Here is a 17,141-nt window from a genome sequence, read left to right as displayed (position 1 = left end):
GCGGGCACCCCGCTCCCACAAGGATCTTCGCTGCACCGCAGCCCCCTTGTGGGAACGGGGCGGGCGGCTGAGCCCTCTGCCCGCGAAGGGGCCGGGCCTGACACCCATTCATACATCCTCAATAACGGAACTCATTGCATGACCATTGCAGCCACACTCAACGAAAGCTTTCGCGACGCCCTCGTGGCCTACTACCTGGGCGAAGTCGTACCCAATGATGCCAAGTTGGCCGACCTTGGCCTGACCAGCAAACTGAAAACCGAAAACGACCTCTACGAATACCTGCTGCTGGACACCCAAGTCACCCAGGCCGTGGAAACCAGCCCGGTGGCCAGCGCCATCGCCAGTGTTCAGCAGTACGTAAACAGCGCCCTGCTGGGCATGGAGCCAGGTTACGACGACGTGCGCTTCAGCGAAGCGCTGCTCAGCGAATGGCGCGACCAGCGCAGCCAGTACCCGCTGTGGGCGGCCAACCAGCAGTTGGCCTGGTACCCGTCGCTGTATATCGATCCCTCGCTGCGGATGAAAAAGTCGGCGTATTTCCAGCAGCTGGAAAATGACATCAACCAGAACCGTATTAGCGTGGACACCACTCAAGAGGCCGTGCAGAACTACCTTGCCAGCTTCGAGGAAGTGGCAAACCTGACGATCATCAATGGCTATATCGCCGGCACGGATTTCAAGGAATCCACCTACTACTTCATCGGCAAATCCCGCGCGGAGGGGGCCTACTATTGGCGGTCGGTGAACATGGCCGAACGCACCTACGTCAGCGGTACCCAAGGGCCGAAGGTCGATAACCCAAGTCCTGGCGCATGGTCGGATTGGAAGCGGGCCAATCTGCCAATTTCCGACAACGCGATCGAGAAAACCATCCGGCCGGTGTACTTCAACAATCGACTGTTCGTGGTATGGGTAGAATTGGCCGACACCGTGGATGCCTCATCCGCAGGCACGCTGGAAACCGAGTCGCCTCAGAATGGCACCTATCCCCCCAGAACGTTGGGCGTCGCCAAACCCGTAGTGGCATCCAAACTCCGGCTTCACCTGACCTACAAGAAATACGATGAAAGCTGGAGCGCTCCGCTCTGCTATCTGGAAGTTGAGGCGGACCAGAACGCCGTCGTCCTGGCCGATGGCTCGCCGGACATTAATGTGGTCGCGGTGGTGGACACCTCCACCTCGCCAGAAGCTCTGTTCCTGGCCATGTATGGCGGCTATACCCCCGGTACCAGCGGCGATGGCAGCGCCGATACCTACAAAATGCTCAAAGCCCTGAAGCTCGACAAGAACTTCAATGCGATGGCACTTTTCCCCGCCCGCGGCAAGGTGGACAACGATGTCGGCGACACCGGCAACATGCGTTCGTTGGTGTTGCGCGCGTGCAGGTTGATGGGACATGCGAATGCCAGTCGTTTTCAGTTCCCGATAGCCGGCGCAGTGATCTCGATCAAATCGGTCACCTCCTCCTCCCCCCATGCCGACAATACGGCAGGTGCCAAAGGCTGGAACCATGCAGGATGGCAGAGCAGGATCGCCCAGAATCAGAGTGGGAGCTCGGTGACATTCAATCCCGCTAATAATAAGGTCACCTTTACCACCGACGTGGCGCAAGCCTTCACTAGCCACAGCAGCCCTACACAAGTCGTGCTGACGATTACGGGCAACAGCAACTTGGTCATGTCTCTGACTCTGCCAGCGACCAATGCTACCTCGGGCTGGGTACGGCTCACTGAGGGTTCCAGCTTTTCGTCCACAGGTGTTTACAAACGCAACGCTCAAACCTACTTCTGGCTTTCCGGGAATTTGGGATCAACTCCGCTGCTCAGCGACACTGCCAGTGACGGGGCTGTGACGGTGAATGCCGCTGGCGGCAGCGCTGACTTGGTAGGCAAGTACGTAAGAATCGAAATGCTCCGGCACCTGATCTCTTTGTCCAATAGCGATGTGCTGCTAATGGTAATGCAGCCTCAGCATTCAGTGATACCGATCTTCCTCTACGCCCAGTGCACAACCCCAGAGTTACGGGTCACCCGCTATTGGCCTTTCCTTGGCCGCCCCTCATCGATGCACACCCCCACCCCTGCGAGCATGACCGGCAAGGTCAATCTAAGCGTGGGAAGTAGCAGCCTCGAACTGTTGCCCAGGCAGCATATGCGCACCGTTACCATTTCCATCAATCCGGAAACCCTACGTCCGGGCTGGTCCACCAGTTGGCCTGACAATAGCTTCACCGTGATCCATGGTGTCTGGGTCACCGAGCACATTGGGTCGGCCCAAACCACTATCGGGCATTGCTGCAAAGCCACCAAAATCGAGCTTCAATCGATCGGCGCCGGCGATGCCATGCGATCACCAAAAATCTCACTGCATGCCCACCCTACACTCGGCACCGCCGAGTACATCGACTTCACCGGCTCGACTATCGTCAAGAACGATGAGAACAACGCGAATCGCCAACCGATCCGCATGAACACCCTGTTCGCTCGCAATCTGATCGAGCGTGCCAATATTGCCTTGGAGAACCTGCTCTCCTGGGACACACAGACCCAGCCCGAGCCAGCGCTGAGCAGTGGCGGGATCGATCCCATGATGGACTTCAAAGGCGCCAATGGCCTGTACTTCTGGGAACTGTTCTTCCATCTGCCCTTCCTCATCAGCCACCGTCTGAACACCGAGCAACAGTTCAGCGAAGCCGAATACTGGCTCAGCTTCATCTTCGACCCCGGCCGCCGCAGCGACAGCAGCGGCCGGCCGGACTACTGGAACGTGCGGCCCCTGGTGGACGAGCTGAGCCGCGAGCGCTCGACTCGCGCACCGATCGACCCCGACGGCATTGCCAGCGACAACCCCGTGCATTACCGCAAGGCGGTGTACAGCCACTTCATCAAAAACTTGTTGGACCGCGGTGATGCAGCGTATCGCCAGCTGACCCCGGATGCCTTGAACGAAGCGAAGCTGTGGTACGTGCGCGTGCTGGATTTGCTCGGCCCACGCCCGGACAAGCGCTTGGTCAGTGGCTGGAGCCCGCTGACCCTGAAGACCTTGTCCGACTCCGTCAACCTGAACCTGCGGGCTTTCGAGCAGCGTCTGATCGAGCAGGAGCGCCTGGTGGCCGAAAGCGCCGCCGAAAACGATGGCCGTTCTCTGATCATTTTCCAGCAACCACCGCTGGCACTGATGCCGTTCAGTACTGACCCGACGGTGCCTGAACTGGACAGCCCGCATTTGCGCGTGGCCCTGAACCGCGAGCTGGTGCAGAACTGGGACACCGCCGAAGCCCGCCTGCGCAACCTGCGCCACAACCGCACCCTGGACGGCAAGCCGCTGCAGTTGCCACTGTTCGCCGCGCCGCTGGATCCACGCGCGCTGATGTCGGCGTTCGGCTCCGCAGCCGCCGGGGGCGGTAGCGGTCGATTGCTCGGCCAGGAAATCCCGCACTACCGCTTCAGCGTCATGCACAATCGTGCCAGCGCTGCGGTAGAAAACCTGATCCAGTTCGGCAGCACCCTGCTCTCGTTGCTAGAACGCAAGGACAATGCCCAACTGCAGGAAATGCAACAGCAGCAAGCCTGGGACATGGCCAAGCTGGCCATCGTCCTGCAGCAGCTGGTTCAGGGTGTGGAGGCCGAAGGCCGCAAGGCGCTGTTGGCCAGCCGTGCGATCGCTGAAAACCGTTTGAGCCATTACGCCACCCTGGCTTCTGAAGTCGTGAGCGCCGGGGAAGTGTCTGCCGGCGCCCTGCATCTGCAAGGTCGAGTCGCCGAAGGGGTGGGCTTCGTCTCCCAGGCCATTGGCGAGGGCCTCAAGGTAGCGCCCAACCAGGTCGGTGCAGTGGGCGGCGTGATCGCCGGCATGGCCGGCGGGGTCATCGTCGGCGCCACCACCGGCGGCTGGCGCCTGGAAGGCGTCACCGGCATTGCCACCGCCGTGGCCCAAGGCATGGCCACTGCTTTCCATGGCGCGGCTGAAGCCCTGGACCGCACCGAGCAATACCGTCGTCGCCATCAGGAATGGATGCACGCCGAAGAGCAGGCCCAGCGTGAAATCGAACAGATAGACGCGCAGCTGGCGGTGCACGACGAGCAGGCCAAGGTCACCGCCGAGCAACTTCGACAGACCGAGCTGATGGTCGACCAAGCGGCTACCACCTTCCAGTTCCTCAACAAGCGCTTCACCAATGCCCAGCTCTACCAATGGCTCAACGGCCAGTTCGCCACCTTCTACTACCAGGCCTACGACACCACCCTGTCGCTGTGCCTGGCGGCCGAGGCGTGCTGGCAGTACGAGATTGCCGACCTGAAGACCCGTTTCATTCAGCCGGGAGCCTGGAAGGACAGCTACCGCGGCCTCACCGCCGGTGAGTCGCTCAAGCTCAACCTGATGAAGATGGAAGCGGCGTACCTGCAGCGCAATGCGCGCTCGTTGGAGATCACCAAGACCGTGTCGGTGCGCCGTCTGCAGGAAACCGAGGCCAAGCCGTGGGCGACCATCGTCGAGGACTTGGGCAAGACCGGTGGGCTGGAAATCAAGCTGGAACAGGGCCTCTTCGACAGCGACTACCCCGGCCAGTACCTGCGCCGCATCAAACGTGTGAGCGTGACCTTGCCGGCGGTGCTGGGCCCTTACGAGGACCTGGCGGCCGTGCTCACCCAAACCTACAGCAAGGTCGAAATGGGCGACACAGTGGGCGCCAACGTCTGGGAAAACATGCGCGCCAGCCAACAGATCGCCCTGTCCAGCGGGGTCGACGACGACGGCATGTTCACCCTGAACTTCGACGACGAGCGCTACCTGCCGTTCGAAGGCACAGGGGCGGTGTCGACCTGGAACCTGCGCTTCACCCGTTCCACGCCTGAGCTGTTGGCGGCGTTGAGCGATGTGATCGTGCGAGTGAGCTACACCGCCAAGTCGGCGTAGATCAGGCGACCGCCTTCGCGGGCAGAGCCCTCTGCCCGCGAACCAGGCGACTCAGCATTCAACGACCGGGCCTAGCGCCCGGTCTCTGTGCCATTTTCAGTGATACCTACTCATGAATACACACCACGACACCTCACTGGCGATCAACACGCCTTCACTTCCCAAAGGCGGCGGCGCCATCCAGAGCATCGGCAAGGGCTGGGGCTCGGTGGGCGCCAGCGGCGCTGCCTCGTTCAGCATTGCGCTGCCGCTGTCACCGGGCCGCGGCGCCACCCCGCAACTGGGCCTGAGCTACAGCAGCGGCGCCGGTAACGGCCCCTGCGGCATGGGCTGGGGCCTGAGCCGCGAGAGCATCGCCCGGCGCACGCAAAAAGGCGTGCCGGCGTACACCGCCGACGACGAGATGGTCGGCCCGGGCGGCGATGTCCTGCTGCCCGAGCGCAATGCCCAGGGCGCCATCGTCAGCACCACCGTTCATACCTTTCGTGGCCAGGCGCTGGGGGCCAGTTACCGAGTGACTCGTCACTTCCCCAGGGTCGAAGGCAGCTTCGCGCGTATCGAACACTGGCAGTCGGACGATGCCGACGCCGGGTTCTGGCTGGTGCATGGCGGCGATGGCGGCCTGCACCTGTATGGCAAACGCGCCAGCGCACGCGTCTTCCCCGCCCATGCGCCGCAGCAGGTCGGCGAATGGCTGCTGGAAGAGTCGGTAACACCCAGCGGCGATCACATCCTCTACGAGTACCGCGCCGAAGACGGTATCGGCCTTCCTGAAGACGATGAACGCGACCACAGCGCCCAGCGCTACCTGAGCCGCGTGCGTTACGGCAACCCCAGTGCCCATGCAGCGCTTTACCTGTGGGATGAAAACAGCCTGCCCGAGCATTGGCATTTCGAGCTGGTGCTGGACTATGGCGAACGCGCCATCGAGCAGGGCGGCGTACCGACCTACGCCGCCAGCCAGCCTTGGCCGCTGCGGCCTGACCCCATTGCCAGCTTTGCCTACGGTTTCGAACTGCGCACCTTGCGCCGTTGCCATCAGGTGCTGATGTTCCATCGATTTGACGTACTGGGTAGCGAACCCGTGCTGGTCAACCGCTTGTGGCTGGAATATCGCCAGTGTCACGGTTACAGCCTGCTCACGGCCGCCATTGCTCAGGCCTGTGAAGGCACTGAGATGGTCGAGCAGCCGCCGCTGGAATTTCGCTACGAGCACTTCAGCTTCGAAGACGCCCGTTACCGCGAGTTCGAACCGATGCCGGGCCTCGATGATGGCCAGGCTTATCAGTTGGTCGACCTCTACGGCGAGGGCCTGCCTGGCGTACTCTACCGCCAGGACAACAGCTGGCTCTACCGCGAACCGGTACGCGACCCCGCCCAGCAAGACCCCGATGTCGTGGCCTACGCAGCGTGGCAGCAACTGCCCAAGCAACCAGTGGCCGATGCGCGCAAACCCGCTCGCCAGTTCCTCAGTGACCTGACCGGCGACGGCCGCCTGGACTGGATCGTCGCCCAGCCTGGCTACAGTGGTTTCTTCACCTTGGGCAACGATCGAGCCTGGTCCGGTTTCCAGCCGTTCGATGCCTTTCCATTGGAGTTCTTCAATGCCGAAGGGCAGATGGCCGACCTCGTTGGGGATGGCCTGCGCGACTTCGCGATGATCGGCAGCCGCAGCGTGCGGCTGTACCCCAGCGCGCGCGACAAAGGCTTTGCCCTGCCCCGTGACGTTGCCCACGCCGACGACGCGCTGCCATTGCCCAGCAACAGCCAGCATGAGTTGGTGGCGTTCAGCGACGTACTGGGCAGTGGTCAACAACACTTGATCCGTATTCGTCACGACGAGCTGCGCTGCTGGCCCAACCTGGGCCGCGGCGTATTCGGCAAAAGCTTCAAGATGGCCAGCCTGCCGTTTGCCTTCGGTGAGTTCGATGCGTCGCGGGTACGCCTGGCCGACCTGGATGGCTCCGGCGCCGCGGACTTGATCTACCTGAGCAGCGAGCATGCGCAGGTGTTCCTGAACCAGAGCGGCAACGGCTTCGCCGAACCGGTACTGCAGGCCTGGCCCCAGGGCCTGCGTTACGACAACACCTGGCAGGTCAGTGTCGCCGACCTGCAAGGGCTGGGCTGTTCGAGCCTGGTGATCAGCGTGCCGCACCTGCCGGGGCAGCATTGGCGGCTGGATTTCACCTCGGGTCGCAAGCCCTACCTGCTGCTGGGTTCGAACAACAACATGGGCGCCGACACCCAGGCCCGCTACCGCAGTTCGGCACAGGAATGGCTGGATGAAAAAGCCGAGCAGCTGGTCGCAGGGCTGGTGCCGGTCGCCGAACTGCCATTTGCGGTGCACGTGGTGGTGTGCCAGACCCAGCACGACGAGATCACTGGCAATACCTTGAGCCAGCGCGTGCAGTATCGCCGCGGTCATTACGATGGCCATGAGCGCGAGATGCGTGGCTTCGGCCTGGTGATCGCCACGGACTCCGAAGCTGCGTCGGCCAGTGCCGAGTCGACCTCGCCAGCCCTGCTGACCAAGACTTGGTACCACACTGGCCGAGCAGTGGACGAAGTCCTGCATGGCATCGCCGAGCATGACCCGCAGGCGAGAACGCTGGGCCCGATCCTGCTGCTGCGCCACGACGCCCAGACCGGTAATGACAGCATCGTCACGGAGCGGGGCGAAGCCTTGCGCCATGACATGGCCCGGGCGCTCAGCGGTCAGGTGCTGCGCACCGAAGTGTTCGGCCTGGATGGTCAAGCCTGCGCGGCGGTGCCCTATTCGGTGCAGGTACAGCGCCCTGCCCTGCGCCTGCTGCAGCCGCGCAGCGCCCAGCAGCGTTACGCCACCCTGCTGCCCATGACGCTGGAAACCCTGAGCTATCAGTACGAGCGAATCGCCGACGACCCGCAATGCAGCCACGCCGTGCAATTGCGCGCCGATGCGTTCGGCGCAGTGACTCACGCAGTCAGCATCGCCTATGCCCGGCGCAAGCACGAGATCGACACCCCACCCTGCAGCGATGAACACGAGCGGACCTGGTGGCGAGACGCATTCGACCCGGCCCAGCATCGCTATTACTTCAGCGAAAGCCGCGCTCAAGCCATTCACTTGGCCGATGACCCGCAGTACTGGCGTTTGCACCTGCCCTACCGAGCGCGTGGCAATGCCTGGTCGCTGCCCAAGGCCGACGTGACACTGGCCCAACTCAGCTACGAAGCGCTGCTGCGTGACGACGGTTTGCTGGGCAATGCGGCGCCCCGGACCCTGACCGCCTTGAGCATGCAACGTTACCAGGGGTGCAGCGACGGCAACGCCAGCTTCGTCGCCCTGGCCGACTTCGCCGAGGCGGCCGAGCTGGATGATGCGGCGCTGCAAGCCTATGCAGAGGTGTTGGAACCACAGGCGCTGAACGCCAAGCTGGTGGAACTGGGTTATCGACCCATGCCGGCGTTTCTGCCCGAAGAGCCGGACCGCGTGCTGTGGTCGGTGCGCCAGGGGTATGCCACCTATGGTGATGCCCAGGCGTTCTACAAGGTCCAGGCCTATCGGCAGAGCCCGGCGGTGGGTGAAACACGGGTGCAATACGATGCCTACCAATTGCTGCCGGTGAAGGTGATTGCCGCCGATGGCTGCACTACCCAGGCACTGTACGACTACCGGCACTTGCAGCCGGTGGAAGTGGTCGACCCCAACGACAACCGCCAGCAAGCCAGTTACGACGCCTTCGGGCGCTTGTCGCTGAGCAGCTTCTTCGGCACCGAGATGGGCGAGCCGGTGGGCTTTGCACCGTTGCAGGGCCAGACCATGGCCGGCAGCATTGCCGAAGCGATTGCTGACAACGCCGCCGGCCTGGGCGACTGGGCCATTGCCTATATCCATGAAAGCGATACCTGGATGGGCGAGCTGCCCGCCCTTGGTGTGACCGACAGCTACGCGCTGGGCGAGCAGGTAATGGCCGGTCGCGTGACCCTGAGTGGGCAATTGCGTGCCTCCGCTCGCCAGGGATGGCAGCAGGGCCTATTGGCCGACGCGGTCGCCGAGACCCTGGCGCCACTGGCCAGCTATCCTCGCCAGCCGGTGCGCGTGGCCGTGTTCCAGGCCGATCGCTACCCCGGCGACCCCGAGCGCCAGGTACGCATGAGCATCGAGAGTTTCGACGGCTTCGGGCGCAACCTGCAAAGCAAGCAGCGGGTCGAGCCCGGCATGGCTCACCAGGTGGACGATGACGGCATGCTGCTGGCCGACGATGCCCATGCCGATCCGCGCTGGCGGGTCAGCCAGCGCGTGGAGTACGACACCAAGGGACAGGTGATTCGCCTGTACCGGCCGTACTTCGCCAACAGTGATCGCTACGTCGATGACGCCAGCCATCGCGATGCCGAGCACAGCTACCATGACCTGCAGTGCTATGACGCGTTGGGACGGCCGACGGAAACCTGGACCGCAGCGGGCTGGTTGCGCCGCCAGCGCTATACGCCGTGGTACGGGGTCAGCGAGGACGAGAACGACACGGCCGAGGAGGTGCTGGCGATGCGCGCTGCCAGCGCTTGATACCTGCCGCCGCCAGCCCGGCGGACACTGCTCGCAGGGAGGCATGTCGCCGACCTGTCGAGCCAGGAAGCGATAGCGTCGCTCGCCGAGCCCGGTGAGCGTCGGTTGTCTACTGGGCCTGTGGCTACGTTCAGCAAAAGTCCGGGGACAAACGGTCATTTGTCTCCAGTCCAGACACGGCGCGGGCTGGCGCCGTCACCCACACAATACCCACATGTTATCCACAGTCTGGCACCTTGCAATGACCCCCAGACCGCATTATCTTGTATCCCCGGCGCGCAAAACCACTACATGTAGGGTTTCGCCGAAAAAATCCAAGCATAAGTCAAAGCCTGAACTCAAGCCCCTGCAGTGTGCTTTTTCCTTGTTTTGCACTAAAGAATTCCCCGCCTACCGCTGCCTGCGGATGGCAGCATTTTCAGCTCTTTCCTACATCCAAGCGTTGAAGGCCTCGGCCTTCCGCTGATAGCTCTTTGGTGACGGACCCAATGATTGGCGTCCGCTCGAATTTTTGAACGTGGAGATACTCACCCCATGCAAACCGACACAACTCGCGAGAACTCGCCGGCCAAGGCGCCGCAGGCCACCGATGCCAATCTGGATCTGGCCGCGACCGCTCCAGGCCAACTGCGCGTGATCAAGCGCAACGGTACCGTGGTCGGCTACACCGACGACAAGATCACCGTGGCCATCACCAAGGCGTTCCTTGCAGTTGAAGGCGGCAACGCCGCCGCCTCGTCGCGCATCCACGACACCGTCGCGCGTCTGACCGAACAGGTCACCGCCACCTTCAAGCGACGCATGCCATCGGGTGGCACCATCCACATCGAAGAGATCCAGGACCAGGTCGAACTGGCCCTGATGCGCGCCGGCGAGCAGAAGGTCGCACGCGACTACGTGATCTACCGCAACGAGCGCTCCAAGGAGCGCGCCACTCGCACGCCCGCCGACGCACCGGTCGAAGCGCACCCCAGCATTCGCATCACCAAGGCCGACGGCAGCCTGGCCCCGCTGGACATGGGTCGCCTGAACACCATCATCAACGAAGCGTGCGAAGGCCTGGCCGAAGTCGACGGCGGTCTGATCCAGAAGGAAACCCTGAAGAACCTGTACGACGGCGTGGCCCTCACCGACGTCAACACCGCCCTGGTGATGACCTCGCGTACCCTGGTCGAGCGCGAGCCGAACTACTCGTTCGTCACCGCCCGCCTGCTGATGGACACCCTGCGCGCCGAAGGCCTGAGCTTCCTGGAAGTGGCCGAAAGCGCCACTCACCACGAGATGGTCGACCTGTACGCCAAAGCGCTGCCCTCCTACATCGCCAAGGGTATCGAGTTCGAACTGCTGAACCCCGTGCTGGCCACCTTCGACCTGGAAAAACTGGGCCGGGCGATCAACCACGAGCGCGACCAGCAATTCACCTACCTGGGCCTGCAGACCCTGTACGACCGTTACTTCATCCACAAGGATGGCGTGCGTTTCGAACTGCCGCAGATCTTCTTCATGCGTGTGGCCATGGGCCTGGCGATCGAAGAGAAGAACAAGGAAGACCGTGCGATCGAGTTCTACAACCTGTTGTCGTCGTTCGACTACATGGCCTCGACCCCGACCCTGTTCAACGCCGGCACCTTGCGTCCGCAGCTGTCGAGCTGCTACCTGACCACCGTACCGGACGACCTGTCGGGCATCTACGGCGCGATCCACGACAACGCCATGCTGTCCAAATTCGCCGGCGGCCTGGGCAACGACTGGACGCCAGTGCGCGCGCTGGGCTCGTACATCAAGGGCACCAACGGTAAATCCCAGGGCGTCGTACCTTTCCTGAAGGTCGTCAACGACACCGCCGTGGCAGTGAACCAGGGCGGCAAGCGCAAGGGCGCGGTCTGCGCGTACCTGGAAACCTGGCACCTGGACATCGAAGAATTCATCGAGCTGCGCAAGAACACCGGTGATGACCGTCGTCGTACCCACGACATGAACACCGCCAACTGGATCCCCGACCTGTTCATGAAGCGTGTCTTCGACGACGGCAAGTGGACCCTGTTCTCGCCCAACGAAGTACCGGACCTGCACGACCTGACCGGCAAGGCCTTCGAGGAGCGCTACGAGTATTACGAAGCGCTGACCGAGTACAACAAGATCAAGGTATTCAAGACCGTCCAGGCCAAAGACCTGTGGCGCAAGATGCTCTCGATGCTGTTCGAAACCGGCCACCCATGGCTGACCTTCAAGGATCCGTGCAACCTGCGCTCGCCGCAGCAGCACGTGGGCGTGGTCCACAGCTCGAACCTGTGCACCGAGATCACCCTGAACACCAACAAGGATGAAATCGCGGTCTGCAACCTGGGCTCGATCAACCTGCCGAACCACATTGCCGACGGCAAGCTGGACACCGCCAAGCTCGAGCGCACCATCAACACCGCCGTGCGCATGCTCGACAACGTGATCGACATCAACTACTACTCGGTGCCGCAGGCGCGCAACTCCAACTTCAAGCACCGCCCGGTCGGCCTGGGCATCATGGGCTTCCAGGATGCGCTGTACAAACAGCACATCCCGTACGGTTCCGATGCCGCCGTCGAGTTCGCCGACAAGTCGATGGAAGCGGTCAGCTACTACGCCATCCAGGCGTCCTGCGACCTCGCCGACGAACGTGGCGCCTACGAGACGTTCCAGGGTTCGCTGTGGTCCAAGGGCATCCTGCCGCTGGATTCGCAACAGATCCTGATCGAAGCCCGTGGCCAGAAGTACATCGATGTCGACCTCAACGAATCGCTGGACTGGGCGCCGGTCCGTGCCCGCGTGCAGAAAGGCATTCGCAACTCGAACATCATGGCCATCGCGCCGACCGCGACCATCGCCAACATTACCGGCGTTTCGCAGTCGATCGAGCCGACCTACCAGAACCTGTACGTGAAATCGAACCTGTCGGGCGAGTTCACCGTGATCAACCCCTACCTGGTTCGCGACCTGAAAGCGCGCGGCCTGTGGGACTCGGTCATGATCAACGACCTGAAGTACTACGACGGCTCGGTGCAGCAGATCGAACGCATCCCGCAGGAATTGAAAGACCTCTATGCGACCGCGTTCGAAGTGGACACCAAGTGGATCGTCGACGCAGCCAGCCGTCGCCAGAAGTGGATCGACCAGGCTCAGTCGCTGAACCTGTACATCGCCGGCGCTTCGGGCAAGAAGCTCGACGTGACCTACCGCATGGCCTGGTACCGTGGCCTGAAGACCACCTACTACCTCCGTGCCCTGGCCGCGACCAGCACCGAGAAGTCGACCATCAGCACCAGCAACCTCAATGCAGTGTCGAGCGGTGGCAACAGCGCCCCGATGCAGGCCGCGCCAGCTGGCCCGGCGCCGGTGCCCAAGGCGTGTGCGATTGACGAGCCGGATTGCGAAGCCTGTCAGTAAACAGCAACCGCTGAAACACAAAAAAGCCCGCCTCACGGTCACGTAAGGCGGGCTTTTTTGTGTTCGCTTTCAGGCGTTTTAAGCCCAAGGCCTGGTCATGCTCAGCTCAGCTCAGCTCAGCTCAGTTTGAAGCGCACGTGTATGGTGCTTTTCTGCGCTGATCTATCCACCGACACCGCATTCTTGCCAAATCCCGAGTAGCTTTTGACCAACCTCATTCCCAGTCCTGTGCCAGCAGGCTTGGGATAGGTTTCCGGAAAACCATCGCCCTCGTCGGAAACAGTGATCAGGGCGTGATCCTTGGCATCCCTGACAGTTACGGTGATTCTCCCTTTCCCGTATTTCAGGGAGTTGGTAATCAGCTCTGAAACTATCAGACCCAAGGGCGCCATACGCTCATGTGAAAGCTGAATGGCGTCGACATCCAAGGCTATCTGGGTTTCCCCGAACGCCTTGCCCAGATCACACAGCAGGGCTTCCAGGTATTCAGCCGTGTCTACGGTACGTGAACCGGCACCTTGGTAGAGCCGCTCATGCACGCTGGCTATGGTCAAGACGCGGGCTGCTGCAGTCTTGAGCTGAGACTTGACCGCATCCTCCACTGCCAGGTTTGCCTGAAGCAGCAACAGCGTATTGACCAAGTGCAGACTGTTCTTCACTCGATGGTGAATCTCCTCGAGGTGCAGATCCGAGGCGCTTAATTTATTGTTCTGCATCTCGATCAGGGACGCCAACTGCACTTCGTGCTTATGCCGCTCAGTGATGTCACGCGATACGGCAATGACTTTTTCGATCTGGTTGTTCGGCCCTACGATTGGCGCAGCCGTCACGTCCCACCACCGTGGGTCCCCTTTGGCGGTTGGGCAATAGGACTCGAACCTTACCGATTCCCCTGCACTCACACGCCGCAGAGCGTCGGTGATCACCCCTTGCGATTCCTCGGGCCACAACTGAGCCCATTGCAACCCATACACCTGATCAAGATGATCGAACTCCATCTGGCACAATCCGGTGACGTTGAAGAACTCGATCTCGCCTGCGGCAGACATGATCTTCACGCAATCGGGACTCGCGTTGAGAATACTTTCCGAGTATGGATTATGCCTACGCGCGTCTTCGTCTATTGCAATGCGATCCACAGCCATGGAGATGATATTGGCAATTCCCTCCATGAATACCACGTCAGTCTCGATGAAGTCGTCACCTTCACTGCTGTCGGCCTCGAGCACTCCATAAGGTGCGCTGGCGCCTCGTATAGGAACGTTGATCGCGCGCTCGATGGCATATTTGCGAAGAAGCTCGGGCGTTCGGAATCGATGTTCCTGGCCCAGATGATTGGACAGGACGGGACGATCGGCGGCATAGGCATAGCCAGCAGGACTCGCTTCATCGGCACCGACGGTAGCGGTCCCGATATCAGACTCATCCCAGCCGACGCCATAGGCCAAAAGAAAGTCCGTGCCTTCCGGGAGGGGCCGAAGGATCTTTGCAAAGGGGGTCATCATGCCTTGCGCGACAACTTCGCACGCTTCGCTCAACAACCCGTCCAGATCACGCACTCGCAGCGATCTGACGCCGAACTCAACGACCAGCTCGTGTTGTTTCCTGAGGCGGCCAGGGGAAACTTGAAGGGCTGTTCGAACCGTTTCGCTCGGCGACATCTCATGCATTGTTCAGTTTCCGAACGAAGAGTGAAGAAGCTTATTGGAGAATGTCGTCCGTGACTGGAGGGCAGGTTCGGTTAAAAAAAATGAGGACCTGACGCGTGCGTAATTTACACAAATGCACGTCCACGGCACAGTGCTGTCACGCACCTACAAGCGTGACGTACATCTTGGTACACCGAATACGGAACCTTCCCAACGGTTACCCGTCAACCCATCGAACCCACTTCCGGATGGTCACCACCATGAAAACCATTGCCGCCCTGCTCCTGGCCTGTATGGCCGCCCCAGCCTTTGCCGCCGAAATGTCGCACAGCAACAGCGAGATGACGCCGATGCAGCATGAATACATGATGAGCATGGAGACCATGCAGAAATCCATGCACGAAGGCGGCATGGAAACCGACGCCGACGTCGCTTTCGCCAAAGGCATGCTGGCCCACCACAAGGCCGCACTGGACATGGCCAGGATCGAGTTGAAATACGGCAAGGATGCGGAAATGCGCAAGCTGGCCGAAGACATCATCAAGGCCCAGCAGGCAGAAATCGATCAGATGGAGACATGGGTCAAGAAGCATAAGAAGTGATTCGAAAGCTCGGCCGGTAGCGCCGGCCATTTCGATGTAAGCTTTCAATCCTCCCCGCTCGAACCCCACCTTCAAGGAGTCCGCCCATGAGCAACCGCCAAAGCGAGATCGCCGCCGCCCTGGCCGTGGTCCCCCCGTTCGCCGACGACCACGCCATCGACCAGGAAATAGAACGCCGCAAGGCGTTCATTAAGCAGTGCCTGACCACGGCCGGCTTGAAGGTCCTGGTGCTGGGCATCAGCGGCGGGGTCGATTCGCTCACGGCCGGACGCCTGGCACAGCTGGCCATCGAGGAACTGCGCGAGAGCACGGGTGAAACCGACTACCGATTCATCGCAGTGCGCCTGCCCTACAATGTCCAGCACGACGAGGACGACGCGTCTGCTGCCATGCGCTTCATTCGCGCCGATGTCGAGGAAACGGTCAACATCGCCAGTGCCGTACAGGGCCTGGCCCAGCAGACCACCCAGCTGCATGAGCTGAGCGATGCTCGCCGCGACTTCGTCATGGGCAATGTCAAGGCGCGGATCCGCATGGTCGCGCAGTACACCATTGCCAATGCCAACAATGGGCTGGTGATCGGCACCGACCACGCCGCCGAAGCCGTCATATCTTCCCCCCTACACTAAACTGCACAACCACCTCTAAACCCCCCGTCTCAGAGGCTTCCTAAGAACTTACAATCAGAGGATACTGAACATCAGTAGCTGTGAAACTGATATGGATGCAGTAAGAAATGAAGGTGGTAGCAGTTCGACGCAAAGAGCTAGACCTCACTGAATCGGTCTTGGCCCATGGCCCATTCCGAGAGCGATTCCTCGCTCAGCCTGAATCCATAGAGCCGCTAGTGAGGGTAACCGGCAGTGCTCTGTTCGCTGACGATGAGCGCCTTCTCCCTTTAGTGTCGTCCTACCTCAACCGACATTACAGAAACACCATCCTCGCAGACCCAACCGTCCTTTCATACGGTCGACGAATTTCCTACCTCCTGACGTACTTGAATGCTAAGCCCGAGTACAGGACATGTGATCGTGATGATGCCTTGCTGAGCGTAGGACTGGGTCACCTTGAAGCGTACCTCTCCAAGCTCGACTCAGACGGTCTCGCCTCGACGACAGTCCAATCACGGGACACAACATACAACCACCTGTTCTCCAAGCACCTGTGCAAGCCGTTTGGTACTACGCCTCCCCTTCGGGCAGACAACCCATATGAACATGGCCCACTTCGACCGGGTAGTGCAGACACACGAGGCATCATCCAGCCCGGCAGCATGGCAGAACTGGAAGCAGTGATCCTCAAAGCACACTCAGAGCGTGAGCGGTGCTTGCTGCAAGCGATGTATGACTCTGGCCTACGTGTGTCTGAAGTGCCACGAATTACGCTTCAAGACATTCGTGATGCCCTAGCCCATCAGACCCTGCACCTTGTCTCCCCAGAAACGAACATCCCGATCAACGCTGACTACTCACCTCTAAACGTCAAAGGCAGCAAAGGAAAGAAAAACAACATCAAGCCCCGGCTGACCTTGATGAGCAGGACGTCCTTAGAACGCATCGAGAAATACCACCAGACGCCACTTTACCGGCGATGGGCTCGTCGCTACAAAAGCCCAGCAGAGACCCCTGCATTCTTCAATGCCGAAGGCACCCCGTTCAAAACGAAAAGCGTGGAAAAGTTGCTTGAACGTGTGTGCAAGCGTGCCATGAGTGCGGGACGGATAAAGCGGATGATCTCACCGCATAAATTCCGTCATGGCGGAGCCTATCTAATGCTTGGCAGTCCGGATCTTGGAAAAAACTACGAGGAGAGGCTCGCACTGCTCGCCAAGGCTTATGGCCACAACAGCACAACGACGTCCGAGGGATACACCAAGATACCCCACGACATCTACGAGAAGCTGCGCAAGCCCGGTACTGAGCTGAGGACGAAGGCGGGCGAGATGAAGCTGCTGCGAGAAAGAACCACCAAGCGCATAAACGCAAGCGATAAGAAGTAATG

The 17,141-nt window shown here is 60.9% G+C and carries 6 protein-coding genes and 1 pseudogene; 6 read left to right on the top strand and 1 reads right to left on the bottom strand.

The window, feature by feature from the left end; all coding sequences use genetic code 11:
* Positions 1 to 138: 138 nt before the first annotated feature.
* The 3 genes from IFT98_RS00065 (at position 139) to IFT98_RS00055 (ending at position 12,889) form a co-directional block, all read left to right on the top strand.
* Entirely contained in the window at positions 139 to 4,920 is a 4,782-nt protein-coding gene (locus IFT98_RS00065) for a Tc toxin subunit A-related protein (protein ID WP_192049926.1), read from the top strand.
* 112 nt (positions 4,921 to 5,032) lie between these two features.
* On the top strand, positions 5,033 to 9,469 hold the full coding sequence (locus IFT98_RS00060; RefSeq protein ID WP_192049928.1) for a SpvB/TcaC N-terminal domain-containing protein: 4,437 nt from the start codon (positions 5,033 to 5,035) through the stop codon (positions 9,467 to 9,469).
* Positions 9,470 to 10,003: 534 nt separating this feature from the next.
* Positions 10,004 to 12,889 (top strand): ribonucleoside-diphosphate reductase subunit alpha, encoded by a 2,886-nt coding sequence (locus IFT98_RS00055; protein WP_122797220.1) that lies wholly within the window; start codon positions 10,004 to 10,006, stop codon positions 12,887 to 12,889.
* Between the two features lie 116 nt (positions 12,890 to 13,005).
* Here the strand turns inward: IFT98_RS00055 and IFT98_RS00050 are convergent, their stop codons facing one another.
* Entirely contained in the window at positions 13,006 to 14,559 is a 1,554-nt protein-coding gene (locus IFT98_RS00050) for a sensor histidine kinase (RefSeq protein ID WP_192049930.1), read from the bottom strand.
* A 239-nt stretch (positions 14,560 to 14,798) separates the two neighbouring features.
* Between IFT98_RS00050 and copM the strand changes: the two genes are divergently transcribed.
* The 3 genes and pseudogenes from copM (at position 14,799) to IFT98_RS20965 (ending at position 17,139) form a co-directional block, all read left to right on the top strand.
* Positions 14,799 to 15,140, top strand: coding sequence for a CopM family metallochaperone (gene copM, locus IFT98_RS00045; RefSeq protein WP_192049932.1), 342 nt, complete (start codon positions 14,799 to 14,801; stop codon positions 15,138 to 15,140).
* Between the two features lie 86 nt (positions 15,141 to 15,226).
* Positions 15,227 to 15,751 (top strand): annotated as a pseudogene (gene nadE, locus IFT98_RS00040) (NAD(+) synthase); the annotation flags it as partial.
* A gap of 662 nt (positions 15,752 to 16,413) precedes the next feature.
* A complete protein-coding gene (locus IFT98_RS20965; RefSeq protein WP_244650976.1) occupies positions 16,414 to 17,139 on the top strand; it encodes a site-specific integrase in 726 nt (241 codons plus the stop codon).
* Positions 17,140 to 17,141: the final 2 nt, after the last annotated feature.

This window comes from Pseudomonas sp. CFBP 8770 (assembly GCF_014841705.1).
Lineage (GTDB): Bacteria > Pseudomonadota > Gammaproteobacteria > Pseudomonadales > Pseudomonadaceae > Aquipseudomonas.
The sequence above is the reverse complement of the archived record's forward strand: the minus strand, read 5'-3'. Positions and strand labels throughout refer to the sequence as shown.

What these genes read in the sequence shown, in the direction of transcription:
- IFT98_RS00060 (WP_192049928.1), top strand. Translation starts at nt 5,033, where the DNA reads ATGAATACACACCACGACACCTCACTGGCGATCAACACGCCTTCACTT.
- IFT98_RS00050 (WP_192049930.1), bottom strand. Translation starts at nt 14,559, where the DNA reads ATGCATGAGATGTCGCCGAGCGAAACGGTTCGAACAGCCCTTCAAGTT.
- copM (WP_192049932.1), top strand. Translation starts at nt 14,799, where the DNA reads ATGAAAACCATTGCCGCCCTGCTCCTGGCCTGTATGGCCGCCCCAGCC.
- IFT98_RS00055 (WP_122797220.1), top strand. Translation starts at nt 10,004, where the DNA reads ATGCAAACCGACACAACTCGCGAGAACTCGCCGGCCAAGGCGCCGCAG.
- IFT98_RS00065 (WP_192049926.1), top strand. Translation starts at nt 139, where the DNA reads ATGACCATTGCAGCCACACTCAACGAAAGCTTTCGCGACGCCCTCGTG.
- IFT98_RS20965 (WP_244650976.1), top strand. Translation starts at nt 16,414, where the DNA reads ATGGCAGAACTGGAAGCAGTGATCCTCAAAGCACACTCAGAGCGTGAG.